The following is a 19,512-nucleotide window of genomic DNA, read 5'->3' on the forward strand; positions in this document are numbered from 1 at the left end:
AAAGGGCGCGGCTAGAATCCGCGCCCTTTTCGCATTTCCGACCGCCGCGCCATGTCCTCCCCGTCCACCGACCTGCCGCGCGACTTCTGCGCCATCGACTTCGGCACCTCCAACTCGGCCGTCGCCGTGCCGGACGCCGCGCGCCCCGGCGCGATGCGCCTGGTGCCGCTGGAGGACGACAAGGTCACGATGCCGACCGCGGTCTTCTATTACGCCGAGGGCCGCCACGATGCCGACGGCCCGCCGCGCGCCTTCGGCCGCGCGGCGATGGCCGCCTACGAGGAAGGCGTCGACGGGCGCCTGATGCGCTCGATGAAGAGCATCCTCGGCTCCAGCCTGATCGATCAGGTCACCGACGTCGGCGGCGGACGGGGCGTGAAGTACGCCGACATGCTCGCCGGCTACCTGAAGCGCCTGCGCCGGCAGGCCGCGCGCGACGGGCACGAGCCGCGCCGCGTGGTGCTGGGCCGCCCGGTCTACTTCGTCGACGGCGAGCCCGAGCGCGATGCGGCCGCGCAGGCCTCGCTGGCCGCGGCGGCGCGGGCGGCGGGCTTCGAGGACGTGCACTTCCAGTTCGAGCCGATCGCCGCGGCCTTCGACTTCGAGCAGCAGGCCGATCGCGAGCAGCTGGTCCTGGTGGCCGACATCGGCGGCGGCACCTCCGACTTCTCGCTGGTGCGCGTCGGGCCGGAGCGCATCCGGCGCCTGGACCGCCGCGACGACATCCTCGCCAACCACGGCGTCCACATCGCCGGCACCGACTTCGACCGTCACATCGAGCTGACCGGCATCCTGCGCGAATTCGGCTATCGCGCCCTCGGTCCCGCCAAGCCGGACCAGACGCCGCGCGAGGTGCCCAGCGGCGTCTACTTCGACCTGGCGACCTGGCACCTGATCAACACCTGCTACAGCCCGCAGCGGGTGATCGAGCTGCGCAACATGAAGGGCTTCTACGGCGACCCGCGCCATCACCAGCGCCTGATGACGGTGCTGGAGGAGCGCCTGGGCCATGAGCTCGCCCATCGCGCCGAGGAGGCCAAGATCGCCGTCGCGGCCGGCGGCGACTGCACGATCGACCTGGGGCTGATCGAATCGGGCCTGTCGGTCGCCTTGTCCGAGACGGCCGCGATGGGCGCGCTGCGCGACGACATCGAGCGCATCGCGCAGGCGGGCCGCGAGACCGTCGAGCGGGCGGGGCTCCAGCCCTCGGACGTCGACGCGCTGTACTTCACCGGCGGCTCGACCGGCCTGACGGTGCTGGCCGACCGCATCGCCGCCGATTTCCCCGCGGCGCGGCCCGTGCGCGGCGACCGCTTCGCCTCCGTCGCCACCGGGCTCGGGCTGCACGCCGCGCGTCTGTTCGCTGCGTGATCCGGACGTGAGCGAGCGGGCCTGAAACCTCGGGATCACCCCGAGCGACATGCCCCGTCGGCGGCGGAGGGCGCTGCTAGATTGCCGCCTTCCTTCGCTTCACGGTGTCCATCCATGCCCCAAGCGCGCGTCCCGTCGCTGATCCCGCTCACCCTGTCCCTGGCTGCCGTGTTCGGCGGACTCGTCGCCAGCGCCGCCCGCGCCGCGTCGGCGGACGAGCCGGCCGCCACCTCGGCGCTGACCTCGGCCGCGACGCTCGCGCAGATCTACCAGCAGCCGTCGCCGGCGATCCGCGCGGTGCTCGATGCCAAGGCGCTGCCGAGCTACCTGGTCTCCCCCGACCAGCGCACGCTGGCCATCGTGGTGCCGCGCAAGCTCCGCACCGTCGCCGAGCTGGCCCGGCCGGTGTTGCGCCACGCCGGCCTGCGCTACGACCCGGCGACCGACAGCCCGCAGCTGATCACCGCGATCGAATCGCTGTCGCTGCGCCCGCTGCAAGGCGGTGCCGAGGGGACCGAGCGCCCCGTCGCGCTGCCGGCCGGCGGCGCCTTCCATCAGCTGCGCTTCTCGCCCGACGGCAAGCGCTTCCTGCTGAACCGCCGCACCGACACCGCGGTCGAGCTGTGGGTGGGCGAGGTCGCGACCGGCAAGCTGAAGGCGGTGCCCCGGCTCAAGCTGCACACGATGCTGGAGAACGACGTCGTGTGGCTCAACGACCATGAGCTGGTCACGCTGACGGTGCCCGCCAAGCGCGGGCCGGCGCCGGTGTTCAACGCGCCGTCGGGGCCGTCGATCCAGGAATCCATCGGCCGCAACTCGCCGGAGCGCACGCAGCAGGACCTGCTGGGCAACGCGCAGGAGGCGGCCGTCTTCGCGCATCACGCGAGCTCGCAGCTGGCGCGCGTCGACCTGAACACTGGCGCGGTGCGGCCGATCGGGGAGCCGGGCCTGTTCAGCCACCTCGAGGCGCTGGGCACGCCGGGCCAGCTGCTGACGATGCGGCTGCTGGAGCCGTTCAGCTACCAGGTCGGCTGGGACGACTTCGCGGCCCAGGCCGAGGTGCGCGGTGTCGACGGCAAGGTCGTGCCCGTCGGCCGCACGCGGCTGAAGGAAGGCGTGCCGGTCGAGGGCGTCATCACCGGGCCGCGCCACTTCTTCGCCTCGCCGGGCGCGGACGGCGCCGTCTACTGGGTCGAGGCGCTCGACGGCGGCGACACCCGCGTGCCCGCGCCGCATCGCGACCGCCTGATGCGGCTGGACCCGCCCTACACCGGCGAGGCGCGCGAGGTGCACCGCGTCGCGCAGCGGCTGAGCCGGCTCGATTTCCTCGAGGGCGGTCGCCAGGCGCTGGTGCAGGACTTCGACCTGGCGAAGATGCGCACCTCGACCGAGCTGGTCACGATGGACGGCGGCGCGGCCGCGCAGCGGCTGATCGAGCGCTCGGTGCGCGACCGCTATCGCGATCCCGGCACGCCGCTGCAGCGGATGTTGTCCACCGGCCGCGCGGTCGTGCGGGTCGACGAGGGCGCGCTCTGGTACTTCGGCACCGGCGCCAGCCCCGAGGGCGACAAGCCCTTCATCGACCGCCTGGGGCTCGCCGACAACAAGAAGTCGCGGGTGTTCCAGTCCGGCGCGCCGGTCAACGGCGGCGACGCCGCGCACCATGAGCGTCCGCTGGCGGTGCTCGATGGCGAGGGCCGCCGCGTGCTGACGGTGCGCGAGAGCGTCAGCGAGCCAGGCAACGTGGTGCTGCGCAGCGGTCCGTCACTGGCCGAGCTGACGCCGCTGACGGACGTCAAGGACCCGGCGCCGCAGCTGCGCGAGATCCAGCGCGAGTTCGTGCGCTTCAAGCGCGAGGACGGCGTGGCGCTGTCGTTCTGGCTGTACAAGCCGCCCGGCTACCAGCCCGGCGAGCGCCGGCCGACCGTCGTCTGGGCCTATCCGCTGGAGTACACCGACGCCTCCACCGCGGGCCAGGTCAGCGGCTCCAGCAACCGCTTCAACGTCTTCCCGGGCACCAGCCCGCTGATGCTGCTGCTGGACGGCTACGTCGTGCTGATGGACGCGACGATGCCGGTGGTGGGCGATCCCAAGACGGTGAACGACAGCTTCATCGCGCAGATCACCGCCAACGCGCAGGCCATCATCGACAAGGCGGTGGACCTGGGCGTCAGCGACCGCGACCACATGGTGGTGGGCGGCCACAGCTACGGCGCCTTCATGACGGCCAACCTGCTGGCGCACACCCGGCTGTTCAAGGCGGGCATCGCGCGCAGCGGCGCCTACAACCGCAGCCTCACGCCCTTCGGTTTCCAGAGCGAGCGCCGGACCTACTGGGAGGCGCAGGAGGTCTACCAGAAGCTCTCGCCGTTCAACTACGCCGACCGGCTCAAGGAGCCGCTGCTGCTGATCCACGGCGAGCTGGACAACAACCCCGGCACCTTTCCGATGCAGAGCGCGCGGCTGTACCAGGCGCTCGCGGGCACCGGCGGCTCGGTGCGCTACGTCACGCTGCCCTTCGAGTCGCACGGCTACTCGGCGCGCGAGTCGGTGGGGCACACGCTGTGGGAGATGAGCGAGTGGATGAAGCGCCAGGTGGGGCCCGGCGCGCCGATTGCGTCCATCGCACCGAGCGCGACGCCGTCCGCCGCGGAGGACGCCGAGCCCAAGCCGCCCGCCGCGCGCTGAGCCTCAGCGGGGCCGGCGGGGCGGCGGTCCGCCGCGGCGCGGACCGGCGGGGCCGCCCGGACCCCTCGGTCCGCCGGGACCGCCCGACCGCTGCGGCTTCGGCGCGGGGCGCGGCCGCGAGATGTCCGCCAGCAGCAGGCTGGCGCGCACCAGGCTCTCGACGGCCTCGTCCAGTTCCTCGGGCGGCTCCAGGCTTTCGATCTCCTCGAGCAGCGCGTCCGCGTCCTCGAGGTCCTCGGGATCCAGATGCATGTAGAGCTGGGCGAGCGGCTCGTTGAGTTCGGACTCGTCCAGGTTCATCAGCGCCGGGAACAGGTCGGCGGCCAGCGCGAAACCGGCGACCCAGGGCAGCACGGTCTCCGACGGGGACGCGTCCTCGTCGAGCTCGAAGACCCAGGGGTCGAACCACTGCCGATCGGCGATGGCCTGTTTGAGCTGATGCTCGCGGCGCTGGACCAGCTGCAGCAGCGGCTGGGCGTCGTAGCGCGCCGGGGCGGGCCGGCCCTCCTCGGCGTCGAGCACCCAGCGCCACCAGTCGGACAGCGGCACCGGCTTGGGCTGCAGGATCACCGCGACCAGGAAGCCGTCGAGCATCGAGGCATCGAGTGGCTCCAGCGGCGCCGGGACTTCGTCGAGCAGCGACTGCAGCTCGTCGAGGTCGTCGTCGCTCCACGGCTCCGGCGGCGCGCTGGGCGTGTCGATCGCGGGGCGGTGAGGCTGCGGACGCGGCCCGTGCGACGGCGTGCCGGCCCTCGCGGGCGAGCCCGAGGTCTTGCTTGCAGGCGGCCGGGGCGCGGACTTCTTGGGAGGCTTGGGCGCGGTCATGGGGCGGGATTATCCGGCGCGCGTGTACGCCGCCTGAAGCGACCCCCGGCGCAACCGCGTTGTCCACGACACCGGCGACAGGATCCGCGCCTGGGCACGTCGACCGGGATGCCTTGTGTGCGCCGGCGAACGGAAGTCATGGGTCGCGGCGTGAGATCCGCCGCGGTTTTCCGTAATGCGGAGTGCTCCTTACACCTGCTGACCAATTTCCCCGGGTATCCCACCTTGAGGGGATGCCGCGTCCTCAGGGTTCGCCCTAGAGTCCACCTCACGCCTTCCAACGGCGCGGCCTTCGGCCCCGATGGACGGCACCGATCCCAACGACGTCCTTTCTAGGACTTGCAACGCCCGGTCAGCTCCGCTGGTCGGGCGTCCTTTTTTGTGGGTCCGAATCGATCGGCACCGCGCTTACGATGCGCGCCATGCCGACCGTGCCAAGCCCCGCCGTTCTCCGGTTCGACGCCGCCGTCCTGGACGACGCCGAAGCCCTTGTCGCGCTGCGCATCGCCGCGATGCGCGAGAGCCTCGAACGCATCGGCCGCTTCGATCCGCAGCGGGCGCGCGAGCGCTTCCTCTCCAGCTTCGATCCCGAGCGCACGCGCCACATCGTCGTCGACGGGCAGCGCCTTGGCTTCGTCGTCACGACGCAGCAGCCCGGCTGGCTGGCGCTCGATCATCTCTATATCGATCCGGCCTGGCAGGGACGCGGCATCGGCGCCGGCGTGCTCGCCGAAGTCTTCCGCGAAGCGCGAGCACTCCGCCTGCCGGTGCGTGTCGGTGCGCTGAAGCAGAGCGACTCCAACCGCTTCTATCAGCGGCACGGATTCGAGTTGGTGGAAGAGGGCGAGTTCGATCTCTACTACCTCAGGCCCGCGGACTGAGGTCCGCCCTCAACCCTGTCCGCGCCGCTCCGGCTGATCCTGATGCAGGAACACCGCGAAGGTGTCCCACGGCAGCGGTGACTGGATCTGCTTGAGCATCCGTCCCACCTCGCCGCGGTGGTACCCGTCATGGGTGACCACATGGAACAGCATCTCCTCGCGCGTCATCGCGCCGCGGCCGCCGTCGGTGAAGGTGAACGCGATGCGCTCGGCCAGTTGCTCGGGCGTGATGGCCGCGACGTACTCCAGCAGCCAACGGTCTGACGCCGCATGCGCCGCGCGCAGCGCCTGCGGCGTGGGCGTGTCGACGGTGTTGTTGGCCTCGTAGCCGTGCGGCTGCCCGGTCAGGTGGCCGGTGAAGATCTGGTTGACGACGAACACGTGGTTCAGCACGCGCAGCGCCAGGTGGCGCTCCTCCCCGAACCGCTCGGCATCGAGGTCCTCGATCGCCCGCAGGAACCCGTCGTGGGCCCAGGCCTGGTAGCGGAACAGGGTCGACAGCATCGATGCGGTGCTCATGGGCGCTCCTTGGCAATCGGCCCGGGATGGGCCTCGGCTGGGCGACATCATGACAGCGCCGCTTCCGCCTCGCCGAAGGTCAGCTCGGGGGCACGGCCTCGTCCGGCTGGACGCCGATCACCTCGCAGCTCGCGAGCACCGCTCGCAGCTGCGCGGCGGTGAGTTCGGCGACCAGCAGCGGCCGGCCGCCGATCGGCTCGACCGCGGCCTTCGCCGCGTCGAGCGCGCGCCGTGCGCCGGCCATCGCGGCCGGCCCCGGCTTGAGCCGCAGCAGCACCCGGACCGTGCGGTTCGGGCTTCGGTCCAGCGACGCGAGCAGCGCCGCGGCGCCTTCGATGGCCTCCATGGCAGGGCACTCCACGGTGGAAGAAAACAGCGGCGCGCCCGGCGAGCCGGCCACCGCGCCGTCGCCGCCCATCAGCGCGCAGGCCGTGCCCATCAGGGCGGCGGCGATGCCCGCCGGCATGCGCAGGCGCGACAGACGCGGTGACCGGGACCTCATGGCTGGGCCGTCACGATGGTGCTGGTCGCCGGATTGTTGTCCAGCATCACCCAGCCCGGGCAGCTGTTGCCCGAGCAGGCCGCGCCCGTCGAGCGCCAGATGCGGCCATTGCCATGGCGCTGGTAGAGCCCGCTGGTAGCCGCCTCGATCTGCACGGTCGCGCCGTTGTTGTCGAGCATCGTCCAGCCCGGGCAGCTGTTGCCGGAACACACCTGGCCGGTGAAGCGCCAGATCTTGCCGTCCGCATGGCGCTGGAACAGCCCGCCGACATTGGCCGCGATCTCGCGCGCCGCCGGGTTGTTGTCCAGCATCGTCCAGCCGGGGCAGCTGTTGCCGGTGCAGGCCACGCCGGTCGAGCGCCAGATCGCGCCGGTGTCATGCCGCTGGTACAGCTGGCCGCCCGCCGCGGCCAGCGCCTTGGCATGCGGGTTGTTGTCCAGCTGGGTCCAGCCGGGGCAGCTGTTGCCGGAGCAGGCCGCGCCGGTCGAGCGCCAGATCGCGCCGGTGTTGTGCAGCTGGTAGAGCCGCGTGCCGTCCGCGACGATGTCGATCGTGGCCGGGTTGTTGTCCAGCATCGTCCAGCCCGGGCAGCTGTTGCCCGAGCAGGCCGCGCCGGTCGAGCGCCAGATCTTCCCGTCCGCATGCCGCTGGTAGAGCGAGGTGCCGCCCGCCGCGATCTGCTTCGTCGCCGGGTTGTTGTCCAGCATCTGCCAGCCCGGGCAAGCATTGCCGCCGCAGCGGATGCCGGTGTAGCGCCAGACCTTCCCGTCCGCGTGCAGCTGGTACAGCGCGTTGCCGCCGGCCGCGATCGCGCGCGTCGCCGGGTTGGCGTCGAGCAGCACCCAGCCCGGGCAGCCGGCGCCGTTGCAGGCCACGCCGGTGTGGGCCCAGATGCGGCCGTCGGCATGCATCTGGAACAGCATGCCGCTGGACAGCGCGAAGGGCTGCGGCGCGAGCTGGTTCACCGCCGCTTCCAGGTTGATGCGCCGGCGCGTGAGGTTGTTGCGCGTGTCGGTGATCGCCACGCCGGTGGCCTGCAGCGCGCCGAGGATGTCGCCGACGTTGGCGCCCGGCACGACCGAGCGGATCGCCGCGAAGGCGCCCGCCACATGGGGCGTCGCCATCGAGGTGCCGTTCTTCGCGCCGAAGCCGCTGCCGGTCACCGACGAGGTGATGCCCGATCCCGGCGCCAGCAGGTCGACCAGCGCCGCGCTGTTGGAGAAGCTGGAGACGAGGTCGCTCTTGGTCGTCGAGCCCACCGTCACCGCGGTCGAGATGCAGCCTGGCGCGCTGACGCCGGTGGCCGAGCCGTTGTTGCCCGACGCGATCACCGTGGCCACGCGCACGGCCAGTAGGTCGTCGATGACGTCCTTGCGGGCATCGGCATCGCAGGCCGCGGCATTGACGCCGCCGCCCAGGCTCATGTTGGCCGAGACGATGTTGCGCGCCGCGCGCCGCTCCAGCACCCGTTGCAAGCCGCGGATCTGGTCCGAGGTGAAGCTCAGGATGCAGGGCGAGGCCTTGTTCGAGTTCGCGCAGGGCGTGTTCCCCGGTGAGTCGGTGAAGCGCGAGAACACCTGCACGGCCATGAGGTTGGCGTCGGGCGCCATGCCGTTGAAGGTGGTGGCGCCGGTGGCGCGGCCGGCGGCGATGCCGGCCACGTGGGTGCCATGGTCGCAGCCGCTGATCGCGCAGGCCGCGCCGGAGCCGACCGCCGTGCTGCTGGACGCGCCGCCCGGGCAGACCGAGGTCGAGTTGTTGGCCGCCGAGGTCGTCGAGAAGCAGGCCTCCTCGACGACGCGCCCGTTCAGGAACGGATGGTTGGCCTGCACGCCGGTGTCGAGGATGGCCACCGTCGTGCCGGCGCCGCGCGCGCCCAGTGCATGGGCCTGCGGCGCCCGCACCAGCGGGCCGGACTCGGCCAGCGTTGCGGGCACCGGCACGTCCTCGGTCAGCTCGGCGATCTCGCCGTTGGCGACCAGCGCATCGAGCTGGGCCGCATCGACCTCCATCACCACCAGCGCGGTGTCGGGCAGGCCTTCCACCGCGTCGGCGCCGCGGGCTCGCAGGCGCAGCACCAGCTGGTCACGCGCGCCGCGGATCGCGGGCGTCTCGCCGATCGCGCGCAAGGGCTCGCCGGCGGGACCGGCCCCGGTCGCGTAGGCCGACAGCCGCGCGATCACCCGCAGCTTGCGCGGCGATTGCAGCGCCTTCGCGCGCAGCGCCGAGTAGCCGCCCACGCGCAGCGCCTCGCCGGTGCGCAGGGTCACGCCCTGGACCACGTCGGTCTCGGGCTTGAGGGTTTGTGCCGCGGCGGGCGTCATGCCCAGCAGCGCGGCGGTCGCGCCGCACAGGGCCGCCCAGGCGGCCATGCGACGACGCATCACAGTCAACGAAGTCATACCTGTCTCCTGACGGCCAACATCGACCGCCCGGGGCGACTTTCGGCGGCGGCGCCTCAGGAAAAAACCAATGGACTAGGGAGGCCGACCCCCATGGGAGGGAAGGCGAGGCCCCTCGGATCAGGGATGTTTCCCCACAGCGGGGGAGGCGGCAGGGGTCAAACGGCGGCCTGCCCCGGTGCGAGCAGCGGTCGATAAATCGTGCATGAACGTGCATAAACGAGATTGATCATGCATACTGCGGCGCTTTAACCGAGGCGCGACATGACGCAACCCGACCTTCCCCAAGCCCGCCGGCAGCTCATCGCCGAGCGCCTGTCGGCCGGCCACTCCGTGGTGGCGGCGGATCTCGCCGCCGAGTTCAAGCTGTCCGAGGACGCGATCCGCCGCGACCTGCGCGCGCTCGCGGCCGATGGTCTGTGCCGCCGCGTTTATGGCGGCGCGGTGCCGGTGCAGGACAGCGACCGTCCGCTGGCGGCGCGGCTGCGCGAGGCGCCGGGGCGCAAGTCGGCGCTCGCGCGGGCGGGGGCGGCCACGGTCCGGCCGGACGAACTGGTGTTCATCGACACCGGCAGCACCAACCTCGCGCTGGTCGAGTTCCTGCCCGAGGACTCCGGGCTGACCATCGCCACCAACGCGGTCGACGTGGCCGCGGCCGTGCTGCGCCGGCAGGACCTGCGGCTGCTGATGCTGGGCGGCGAGGTCGACCGCCACCTGGGCGGCTGCGTGGACGCGGCCGCGGTCGATGCGCTGTCGCGGATGCGCATCGACCGGTGCTTCGTCGGCGTCTGTTCGCTGTCGGTGGCGGAGGGCGTCATGACGACGCAGTTCAGCGAGGCGGCGTTCAAGCGCACGCTGATCCAGAACAGCCGCCAGGTCGTGGCGCTGCTGACCAGCGACAAGGCACGTGCTTCCGCTCCGCATCACATCGCCGACTTCGCGATGCTCAAGACGGCGGTGATCGAGCAGGACCTCGATGCCGGCGTGGTGCGCGGCCTGCGCGAAGCCGGGGTCGACGTGATCGCCGTGGAGACCGCGGCATGAGCGCCGCGCCGCAGAGCCTCACGGGCGCCGAGCCCGTGGTCGAGAAACCCGAGCATCGCCTCGCCGTGCGCCTGGCCTTCCTGGTGGCGGGCTTCGGCGTCGCGTGCTGGGCGCCGCTGGTGCCTTTCGCGCGGCAGCGGCTGGGCGTCGATGAAGGCGCGCTGGGCGTGCTGCTGCTGTGCCTGGGCCTGGGCTCGGTCGTGGCGATGGTCGTGGCCGGCATGCTGAGCACGCGCTTCGGCACGCGGTTGGTGATGGTCTGCAGCGGCTTCGGCATGGCGGCGCTGCTGCCCTTGCTGGCCTTCGCGGGCTCGCCCTGGACTTTGGGCCTGGCGCTGGCGGCCTTCGGCGCATGCCTGGGATCGCTGGACGTGGCGATGAACATCAACGCGCTGGAGGTCGAGCGCGCGGCGGGCAAGCCGCTGATGTCCGGATTCCATGGGCTCTACAGCGTGGGCGGCTTCATCGGCGCGGCCTTCATGACGCTGCTGCTGTCGATGGACTTCGAGCCGCTGCACGCGACGCTGCTGGGCGCCGCGCTGATGGCGCTGGCGGTCGTCGTCGCCTGGCCCTACGTGCTGGAGACGGCGCGCTCGTCCAGCGGGCCGCTGTTCGTGATGCCGCGCGGCCTCGTGTGGCTGATGGCGCTGCTCGCCGCGGTGACCTTCCTCGCGGAAGGCGCGGTGCTGGACTGGAGCGCGCTGCTGCTGACCGAGGCCAAGCTGGTCGCGCCGGCGCAGGGCGGCATCGGCTTCATGCTGTTCTCGATCGCGATGACGGCGGGACGGCTCACCGGCGACGCGGTGGTCGCGCGCCTGGGCGATCGCCGGACGCTGGTGGTGGGCGGCGTGGTCGCGGTGCTGGGCGTGGCGGCCTTGCTGCTCGCGCCGGTCCGCGCGGTGGCCTTCGCGGGCTTCGTGTTGATCGGGCTGGGCGCGTCCAACCTCGTGCCGGTGCTGTTCCGGCGCGCCGGCCAGCAGACGGTGATGCCCGCCGCGTTCGCCGTCTCGGCGGTGACGACGGCGGGTTATGCGGGCGTGCTGCTCGGGCCGGCGTTGATCGGCTTCCTCGCGGCGGGCGTCGGACTGTCGACCGCGTTCTGGCTGCTGGCCGCGCTGCTCGCGCTGGTGCCCTTGAGCGCGGTGAAGGTCACGCGCTGAGCCCTCAGTAGCCGCCGCCCATCACGCCCTTGAGGTGGTCCACCAGCAGCCGCACGCCCTGCGGCGTGTGGCTGCTCCACGGGTGGATGGCGTAGATCGCGTCGCCGAAGAAGCCGACGGCGCGCCAGTCCGGCAGCACCTCGACCAGACGGCCGTCGCGCATCGCGTCGCGGGCGCTGAAGTCCGGCAGCAGCGCGATGCCCAGCCCCGACAGCGCCGCGTCGCGCAGCACCTCGCTGTTGCTCGCGCGGAAGAGGCCCTGCACCGGCACGCGCAGGCGCTCGGGCGCCGGCGCGCTGGCGGCGCGCTCGAAGAACCATTGCGCCGGACCCGGGCGCAGGTAGGGCAGGCAGTGATGCTGCGCCAGTTCCGCCGGATGCTGCGGCCGACCCGCGCGCGCGAGGTAGGCCGGGCTGGCCGTCAGCAGCGCCCGCGACGGGCAGAGCTTGAAGGCGACATGGGTGTCCGGCGGCGCGCTGGTGTGCCGGATCGCCAGGTCGAAGCCCTCCTGCGCCAGCGGCACCAGGCGGTCGGACAGGTCGAGCTCGATGCGCAGTTCCGGATACCGCTCGAAGAAGGCCGGCAGCGCGGGCGCCACATGCTGCCGCCCGAGCGCCACCGGCGCGGTTACGCGCAGCAGGCCGCGCGGCGCGCCAGCGGACTCGCGGGCCTCGCCCAGGCTGCGGCTGAGCAGGGCCAGGCCGGGCTCGGCCTGCTCGACCAGGCGCGAGCCCGCTTCGCTCAGCCGCACCGAGCGCGTCGTGCGCTGCACCAGCTGCTGGTCCAGGTGGCGTTCCAGGTCGGCGATCCGCTGGCTCACCGCCGCCTTGGACAGGTTGAGCCGCTGCGCCGCCTTCGTGAAGCTGCCCAGCCGTGCGACCGCGATCAACGCCTGCAGCTGTGACCACAGCAGTTCGTCCCGGACTTCGGCACGGACGGGGGAGGGGGCGGGGGAGCGCGGGGCCATTTGTTCAGTCTATCGAACAATGTGATCGGCGATCTGGCCTAGGCGGGGCAGGGCGCGCTGCCTAGACTCACGGCGATCCCCCCAAGAAGCAGGAGACCGCCATGAGCCAGAGCGCCCCCGTCGCCCCCGTCGCTTTCACCGACAACGCCGACATCACCCACTTCATCGCCGGCGAGCGCCGCCCGGCGAGCTCGGGACGCAGCCAGGCGGTCTTCAACCCGGCGACCGGCCAGGTGGCGCGGCAACTGCAGCTGGGCAGCGCGGCGGACGTCGATGCCGCCGTCGCCGCCGCGCAGGCCGCCTTCCCGGCCTGGGCCGACGCGCCGCCGCTGCGCCGCGCGCGGGTGATGTTCAAGTTCCTCGAGCTGCTGAACCAGCACCGCGACCGCCTCGCCGCGATGATCACCGCCGAGCACGGCAAGGTCTTCACCGACGCCCAGGGCGAGGTCTCGCGCGGCATCGACGTCGTCGAGTTCGCTTGTGGCGTGCCGCAGCTGCTCAAGGGCGACTTCACCGAGCAGGTCTCCACCGGCATCGACAACTGGACCACCCGCCAGCCGCTGGGCGTGGTCGCGGGCATCACGCCCTTCAACTTCCCCTTCATGGTCCCTATGTGGATGGCGCCGATCGCCATCGCCACCGGCAACGCCTTCATCCTCAAGCCCAGCGAGCGCGACCCGTCGCCCAGCCTGGCCATCGCCGAGCTGTTCCAGCAGGCCGGCCTGCCGGACGGCATCTTCCAGGTCGTGCAGGGCGACAAGCAGGTCGTCGACGCGCTGCTGCACCACCCCGACGTGCGCGCGCTCAGCTTCGTCGGCTCCACGCCGATCGCGCAGTACATCTACGAGACCGGCGCCCGCCACGGCAAGCGCGTGCAGGCGCTGGGCGGCGCGAAGAACCACATGGTCGTCATGCCCGACGCGGACATCGACCAGGCCGTCGACGCGCTGATCGGCGCCGCCTACGGCTCGGCAGGCGAGCGCTGCATGGCGATCTCGGTGGCGGTGCTGGTCGGCGATGTCGCGGACCGCATCGTGCCCAAGCTGGCCGAGCGGGCGAAGGCGCTCAAGATCAAGAACGGCATGTCGCTGGACGCCGAGATGGGACCGATCGTCACGCGCGAGGCGCGCGACCGCATCGAGGGGGCGATCGCCCACGGGGTCGAGGAAGGCGCGACGCTGGTCGTCGACGGCCGCGGCCATCAGGTGGAGGGCCTGCCGGACGGCTTCTTCACCGGCGGCACGCTGTTCGACCACGTGCGGCCGTCGATGCGCCTCTACAAGGAAGAGATCTTCGGCCCGGTGCTGGCCTGCGTGCGGGTGAAGGACTTCGGCGAGGCGCTGGAGCTGGTCAACGGGCATGAATTCGGCAATGGCGTGGCGTGCTTCACCAGCGATGGCAACGTGGCGCGCGAGTTCGCGCGTCGCGTGCAGGTCGGGATGGTCGGCATCAATGTGCCGATCCCGGTGCCGATGGCGTGGCATGGCTTCGGCGGCTGGAAGAAGAGCCTCTTCGGCGACATGCATGCCTATGGCGAGGAGGGCGTGCGCTTCTATACGAAGCAGAAGAGCGTCATGCAGCGCTGGCCGGCGAGCATCGCCAAGGGCGCCGAGTTCGTGATGCCCACCAGCAAGTAGACGGGTCGGGACTGCCATCGCCGCTGGGCCGGTGGCGAGCGCGCCGCCCGATCGGCTACGCTTGCCGGATGTTTCCGAGTGGCGATCCCTCCTCCGATCCGATGTCCCCGGCAGCCCTCGACGGCGTGCCGTTGAGCGAGCTGCTGGCGCGCGCCCGTCTGGCGCAGCAGCAGGCGCGACTGGACGACGGCCTCGCGCTGGCCGATGCCGTCTGGCATCGCGCCGATGCCGAAGGCTTCATCAACGAGCAGGCCGAAGCCGGCAGGCTGCGCGGCTTCTTCCGCCTGCGCATGGGCGACCTGCCGGGCATGCTGGACGTCGGCGAGCGCGCGTTGCGACTGATGCGGCCGCTCGGCGCCAGTCCCGCCGCCTGCGAACTGCTGCGCTGGATGAGCCTGGCCGCCTGCGAGCTCGGCGCCTACGAGCAAGGCCTGGCCTGCGCGCATGAGGCGCTCAAGCTCGCCGGCGAGCTGGGCGACTTGCGGCTGCACGCCGTCGCGCTGAACGGCCTGGGCGCCTGCTTCGAGCGCATGGGCGACCCGTGGCAGGCCGAGCGCCTGATGAGCGAGGCGGCCGGCCTGCTGCGCACCAACCCCACGCCCTACGAGCGGGTGGTCACGCTGACCAACCTGTGCACCGTCGCGCTCGGCGCGTACCACCTGCAGCGCGACGGCGCCGCGCCCGAGCAGGCGCCCCGCACGCTCGAGCGCGCGCTGGAACTCGCTCGCGAGGCGCGTCCGCATTCGCTGCAACTCGGCGACCGCTACGGCATCGCGCTGACCGCCTCCAACTTCGGCGAGGTGCTGCTGCTGATGGGCCGCCTCGACGAAGCCGAGCCGCTGCTGACCGAGGCCCGCGACGACAGCCAGCGCGCCGGCTTCCGCCTGCTCGACTGGCGCCTGCGCTGCATGCTGGCCGAGCTGCAACTGGCGCGCGGCCAGTCCAGCGCCGCGTGGCAGCAGCTCCAGGCGCTGCATGAGGAGACGGTGGCCTTCGGCGCGAACGCCGGTGTCGATGTGGACGCCACGGCGACGCCCGCCACGCCTGCGCAGGTGCCGCTGTTCCTGAGCCTGCGTCTGCATCACGCCAGCTACCGCGCGGCCCGGGCGCTGGCGCTGCTGGGGCCGTCGCTGTTCCACCTGGAGCAGGCGCGCACGCTGGAGCGCCGCCGCGCGGTCGGGCAGCTGATGGCGCAGTCGCAGTACTTCGTCTCGCGGATGGAAGCGGAATTCGCCAGCGGCGCGACGAGCGGCGACACGCGCGACACGGCCGAGTTCAAGGATCCGCTCACCGGGCTGGGCAACCGCCGCTGCCTGGAGGCCCGCATGCCGCCGCTGCTACGCGCGGCGGAGCAGGAAGCGCGGCCGCTGACGGTCGCGCTGATCGATGCCGACGGCCTGCGCAACATCAACGAGCGGCATGGCCACGAGACCGGCGACCGCGTGCTGCAGGAACTGGCGCAGCTGCTGCGCGAGAACACGCGCGGCTCCGACCTGCTGCTGCGCTGGAGCGGCGAGGAGTTCCTGGTCGTCTTCCCCGACACCGTGGCGGACCGCGCCTTCGAGGTCTGCGAGCGCATCCGCGCCAGCGTGTCGGTGCATCCCTGGCACCAGCTGGCGGCGGGCCTGGACGTGACGCTCAGCATGGGCCTGGCGAACGCGCCACCCTATGCGACCGACCTGCTGATCGCGCGCGCCAACGCCGCGGTCGAGCGGGCCAAGCACCTGGGGCGCAACCGCGTCGCGCTGGCCTGAAGACCGCACACGGGGACAGGTTTTGCCTGTGGCGCCTCCGCGCCTGTTTCTACAATGAGAAGAGTTCTCATCTGGCCGGTAAACCGGCGCGGTTGAGCCTCGCGCCAGCCTGATTCCCACGCTCCACCGCGCCCCGCGACCTTGGTCGCGCGCACCGCGCGACGCCGGAGCCGGACCCGCAAGCCCATCCCCTCCACCTCCCTTCGGGGCCGGTGCGCCCGTGCGCGCCGGTGTGCGGGCTTGCGCCCGCCTGCTGCTGCTCTTTCTCATGTCGCGTTCTTCCCTGTCCCCCATCGCGGCCGCCGTCGCGCTGCTGATATCCACCGGCCTGGCACTGGCCGAGTCCCACCCCCTGGCCGTCCGCGCCGCCGACGCGCCGGCGACTGAACCCGCCGGGTCCACCGTCTCCGCGGACGCCGCCGTCGCGGTCGCCCCCGACGCGGCGGAGCCGTCGTCCTCATCCGCGGCCGAAGACGGCCCGCGCGCCGGTCGCCGCAACGCGCTGGACCGCGTGACCATCAGCGCCGCGCGCAAGAAGCTCGAGGGCGCCAGCACGCGCCTGCCGCTGAGCGCGCGCGAGACGCCGCAGTCGATGAGCAGCATCGACGCGAGCCGGCTCGAGAACGAGACGCTGATCAGCATCAACGACGTGATGCAGAACATCACCGGCGTGAACGTGTCCTTCTACGACACGCAGCGCCCGCTGTACTTCGCGCGCGGATTCCAGATCACCGATTTCCAGATCGACGGCATCCCCACCTACAGCGGCAACACGCAGCAGGAGTTCGACACCGTCTTCTACTCGCGCATCGATGTCGTGCGCGGCGCCAACGGGCTGACCACCGGCGCGGGCGTCCCGTCCGCGACGGTCAACATGATCCGCAAGCGGCCCGAGAAGGCCTTCTCCGCCTACGGCGGCCTGGTGATGGGCACCGACGACTTCCATCGCATCGAGGCCGACGTCAACACGCCGCTGACCGAGGACGGCCGCGTGCGCGCGCGCTTCATCGCGGCGGCGCAGGAGCGCGACGGCTTCCGCCGGCGCCACAGCGAGACCAAGACGGCCTTCATGGCCACCGTCGAGGCCGACCTGGGCGCCAGCACCACCGTCACGCTGGGCTACCAGGACCAGAACAACGTGCCGCAGGGCCCGATCTGGGGCACGATCCCGCGCTTTGCCTCGGACGGCTCGCTCGCCGGCCTGCCGCGCGAGACCAGCTTCTCGCCGTCCTGGACCCGCTGGTCGCGCCAGAACGGCACCTTCTACGCGCAGCTGGAGCAGAAGCTCGGCGACGACTGGACGCTCAAGGCCATCGCCAACCACAGCGAAGGCGACACCTTCCGGCTGGCCACCTACGCCAGCGGTTATCCGGACCCGGTCACCGGCGCCGGCCTGAAGCTGCTGGCGGCCGTCGGCAAGAGCTGGGAGCGCCGCGACAGCCTGGACGTCTACGCCTCGGGCACGCTGTCGCTGTTCGGCCGCAAGCATGACCTGGTGATCGGCGCCAACGGCGTGAAGACCACGACCGTCACGCCCACGCTCACCTCGGTGGCAGCCTGGAGCTACGCCATCCCCGACATCCGCAACTGGGACGGCAGCGCGCCGGCGCCGACCTTCAGCGCCACCGGCGCCAAGCGCGTCGCCGAGACCGAGCAGAGCGGCCTCTTCGCGATGGGCCGATGGAAGCTGCTGGAGCCGCTCTCGCTGGTGACCGGCGCGCGGCTGAGTTACTGGAAGACCGCCACCGACGCCTTCAACACGGCGGGCACCTACACCGGGACGACCGGCGCCTACAAGGTCAGCAACGAGGTCTCGCCGTATGTGGGCATCGTCTACGACCTGAGCGATGCGCTCTCGCTCTATGCGAGCTACACCGATCTGTTCAAGCCGCAGAACTACAAGGACCGCAACGACAACCTGCTCTCGCCGATCCGCGGCAGCAACACCGAGTTCGGCATCAAGGGCGAGTTCCTCGACAAGCGCCTGGCGATGTCGGCCGCGGTCTTCGAGGCCAAGCAGGACAACTACGCGGTGCGCGACGTCGCGGTGCCGGAGGGCTCGCTGCCGGACGGCAGCTCCGCCTACGTCGGCGTGAACGGCACCCGCACGCGGGGCTTCGAAGTCGACGTCGCCGGCCAGATCGCGCCGGGCTGGACGCTGAGCGCCGGTTACGCCAACACGCGCATCACCCGCCACGCGCTGGACCTGATCTACGCGAACCTGCCGCGCCACACGCTGCAGCTGAGCACCAGCTACCGCTTCGGCGGCGCCTGGGAGCGGCTGAGCGTCGGCGGCGGCGTGAACTACCAGAGCACCGTCACCGGCTACGGCATCGCGCATCCGACCCTGGGAACGACCACCGTCACCCAGGGCGCCTATGCGCTGCTGAACCTGCATGCGAACTACCAGCTCAACGAGCGCTTCAGCCTGGGCCTGTCGATCCGCAATGCGCTCGACAAGACCTACTGGACCAACCTGGACTATCCCAACTACGGCGATCCGCGCAGCGTGATGCTGAGCGTGCGCGGCCGCTTCTGACGCGGGTCGCGGCCGCGCCGACCCGGCGGTCCGCGCGGTCCGCTCAGCGCGCCGGTTCCAACTCCACCGCCTGCACGACGTTGCGGCCCTGCGCCTTGGCGCGGTAGAGCGCCTGGTCGGCGCGCCGCAGGACCTCGGCGGCGCTGACGTCGGCGGCCGAGGACTCCGCGATGCCGAAGCTGGCCGTCAGCGTCCAGGCCCGCCCTTCCCAGGCGAAGGCGTGGCCGGCCAGCAGCGCGCGCATGCGCTCCGCCACCAGCGCGGCGCCCGCGATGCCGGTGTGGGGCAGCAGCACGCAGAACTCTTCGCCGCCCAGACGCGCGAGGCGGTCGACCTCGCGCAGGCAGGGCCGCAGCACCCGCACCAGCGCCTTCAAGGCGGCGTCGCCGGCCGCATGCCCCAGCGTGTCGTTGAGCTGCTTGAAGCGGTCCATGTCCAGCAGCACCAGCGCGTAGCCGTGGCCGCGCATCTGGCGCGAGTGCTCGGCATCGACCGCCTCGGACAGCGCGCGCCGGTTCAGCGCATCGGTCAGCGGGTCGCGCTCGGTGAGGCGGCGGATCTCCAGCACCAGCTTCATCAGCAGCAGGAAGGCGATCCAGCCGTTGATCAGCAGCGCCAGCACCAGCGACGCCCACAACCAGGCGATGTTGAAGTCGGAAGCCACGTCGATGTCCGCGGTGCGGCCCGGCGCGAGCAGCGCCTCCACCGGCCGCGCCAGCAGCAGCAGGCCGACCGCCATCAGCGGCGCGGCCAGCGCCAGCGCCGCGCGCGGGGCCAGGCCGCGCGCGCGCAGCAGGCGCCAGGCATCGACCGCCGCCAGCATCGCCAGCGCCGCCATCGCGCCGTAGATCAGCAGCTTGTGCCCGAGCGTGTCCGGCCCGCCGGTGAAGCGCGCGGCGACGATGCCCACGGCGAGCGTCGCACCGCCGACGGTGCGCCAGGGCGCGGGCCGCTCGCCCACCACCGGCACCGCCAGCCGGATCAGCGCGAAGGCGATCAGCGACAGCAGGTCCGACCACCAGTAATGCTGCGGCGACACCAGCCCGAGCGCCTCGTGGAGCAGGAACGAAGCGCCCAGCGCCGCGTTGGCGCCCGACAGGCAGGCACAGGCGCCGGGCGATTCGCGCAGGCCGGCGGCGATCATCAGCCAGACCACCGCGGCGATGCCGAACAGCACCACCAGTGCGGCGATCAGCGAGACCGGATCGGCGGCGGGCAGCATC

General features: G+C 71.9%; 14 protein-coding genes. 8 read left to right on the plus strand and 6 right to left on the minus strand.

Going from position 1 to position 19,512, the window contains the following annotated elements; translation table 11 throughout:
- Positions 1 to 51 precede the first annotated feature (51 nt).
- On the plus strand, positions 52 to 1,371 hold the full coding sequence (locus ACTJKJ_RS23275) for an Hsp70 family protein (RefSeq protein ID WP_440822367.1): 1,320 nt from the start codon (positions 52 to 54) through the stop codon (positions 1,369 to 1,371).
- A gap of 114 nt (positions 1,372 to 1,485) precedes the next feature.
- A complete protein-coding gene (locus tag ACTJKJ_RS23280; protein WP_440822369.1) occupies positions 1,486 to 4,059 on the plus strand; it encodes a prolyl oligopeptidase family serine peptidase in 2,574 nt (857 codons plus the stop codon).
- Between the two features lie 3 nt (positions 4,060 to 4,062).
- Here the strand turns inward: ACTJKJ_RS23280 and ACTJKJ_RS23285 are convergent, their stop codons facing one another.
- A complete protein-coding gene (locus tag ACTJKJ_RS23285) occupies positions 4,063 to 4,884 on the minus strand; it encodes a YecA/YgfB family protein (protein ID WP_440822371.1) in 822 nt (273 codons plus the stop codon).
- Positions 4,885 to 5,306: 422 nt separating this feature from the next.
- On the opposite strand from ACTJKJ_RS23285, the gene ACTJKJ_RS23290 reads away from it, so the two are divergent.
- Positions 5,307 to 5,765 carry a GNAT family N-acetyltransferase gene (locus tag ACTJKJ_RS23290; RefSeq protein WP_440822438.1) on the plus strand — a complete coding sequence of 153 codons (459 nt, stop codon included), beginning with the start codon at positions 5,307 to 5,309 and terminating at the stop codon, positions 5,763 to 5,765.
- A 9-nt stretch (positions 5,766 to 5,774) separates the two neighbouring features.
- Here ACTJKJ_RS23290 and ACTJKJ_RS23295 read toward each other — a convergent pair whose 3' ends face one another.
- From ACTJKJ_RS23295 to ACTJKJ_RS23305, 3 genes are all read right to left on the minus strand, one after another.
- On the minus strand, positions 5,775 to 6,284 hold the full coding sequence (locus ACTJKJ_RS23295; protein WP_440822373.1) for a DinB family protein: 510 nt from the start codon (positions 6,282 to 6,284) through the stop codon (positions 5,775 to 5,777).
- A 79-nt stretch (positions 6,285 to 6,363) separates the two neighbouring features.
- Positions 6,364 to 6,786 (minus strand): hypothetical protein, encoded by a 423-nt coding sequence (locus ACTJKJ_RS23300; RefSeq protein ID WP_440822375.1) that lies wholly within the window; start codon positions 6,784 to 6,786, stop codon positions 6,364 to 6,366.
- Positions 6,783 to 9,188 (minus strand): S8 family peptidase, encoded by a 2,406-nt coding sequence (locus tag ACTJKJ_RS23305; protein ID WP_440822377.1) that lies wholly within the window; start codon positions 9,186 to 9,188, stop codon positions 6,783 to 6,785. Before ACTJKJ_RS23305 ends, ACTJKJ_RS23300 begins: the two co-directional genes overlap by 4 nt.
- A gap of 264 nt (positions 9,189 to 9,452) precedes the next feature.
- On the opposite strand from ACTJKJ_RS23305, the gene ACTJKJ_RS23310 reads away from it, so the two are divergent.
- Together ACTJKJ_RS23310 and ACTJKJ_RS23315 are read left to right on the plus strand one after the other, a co-directional pair.
- Positions 9,453 to 10,232 (plus strand): DeoR/GlpR family DNA-binding transcription regulator, encoded by a 780-nt coding sequence (locus tag ACTJKJ_RS23310; protein WP_440822379.1) that lies wholly within the window; start codon positions 9,453 to 9,455, stop codon positions 10,230 to 10,232.
- Positions 10,229 to 11,392: an MFS transporter gene (locus ACTJKJ_RS23315; protein WP_297379640.1), complete on the plus strand. Its 1,164-nt coding sequence runs from the start codon at positions 10,229 to 10,231 to the stop codon at positions 11,390 to 11,392. The genes ACTJKJ_RS23310 and ACTJKJ_RS23315 overlap by 4 nt, the downstream gene beginning before the upstream one ends.
- Before the next feature lie 4 nt (positions 11,393 to 11,396).
- On the opposite strand, the gene ACTJKJ_RS23320 is transcribed toward ACTJKJ_RS23315, so the two are convergent.
- Positions 11,397 to 12,359 carry a LysR family transcriptional regulator gene (locus ACTJKJ_RS23320; RefSeq protein ID WP_183483492.1) on the minus strand — a complete coding sequence of 321 codons (963 nt, stop codon included), beginning with the start codon at positions 12,357 to 12,359 and terminating at the stop codon, positions 11,397 to 11,399.
- A 101-nt stretch (positions 12,360 to 12,460) separates the two neighbouring features.
- On the opposite strand from ACTJKJ_RS23320, the gene ACTJKJ_RS23325 reads away from it, so the two are divergent.
- The 3 genes from ACTJKJ_RS23325 to ACTJKJ_RS23335 all read left to right on the plus strand — a co-directional run bounded on the left by ACTJKJ_RS23325 (position 12,461) and on the right by ACTJKJ_RS23335 (position 18,289).
- Positions 12,461 to 13,996 (plus strand): CoA-acylating methylmalonate-semialdehyde dehydrogenase, encoded by a 1,536-nt coding sequence (locus tag ACTJKJ_RS23325; protein ID WP_091729235.1) that lies wholly within the window; start codon positions 12,461 to 12,463, stop codon positions 13,994 to 13,996.
- Positions 13,997 to 14,097: 101 nt separating this feature from the next.
- A complete protein-coding gene (locus ACTJKJ_RS23330) occupies positions 14,098 to 15,750 on the plus strand; it encodes a diguanylate cyclase domain-containing protein (protein WP_440822382.1) in 1,653 nt (550 codons plus the stop codon).
- Between the two features lie 268 nt (positions 15,751 to 16,018).
- A complete protein-coding gene (locus tag ACTJKJ_RS23335; protein ID WP_297379647.1) occupies positions 16,019 to 18,289 on the plus strand; it encodes a TonB-dependent siderophore receptor in 2,271 nt (756 codons plus the stop codon).
- 43 nt (positions 18,290 to 18,332) lie between these two features.
- Here ACTJKJ_RS23335 and ACTJKJ_RS23340 read toward each other — a convergent pair whose 3' ends face one another.
- Complete coding sequence (locus ACTJKJ_RS23340) at positions 18,333 to 19,511, minus strand: diguanylate cyclase domain-containing protein (RefSeq protein ID WP_440822384.1); 1,179 nt, start codon at positions 19,509 to 19,511, stop codon at positions 18,333 to 18,335.
- Position 19,512 lies beyond the last annotated feature (1 nt).

Source organism: Roseateles sp. 22389, from assembly GCF_052044995.1.
Classification (GTDB): Bacteria; Pseudomonadota; Gammaproteobacteria; order Burkholderiales; family Burkholderiaceae_C; genus Roseateles.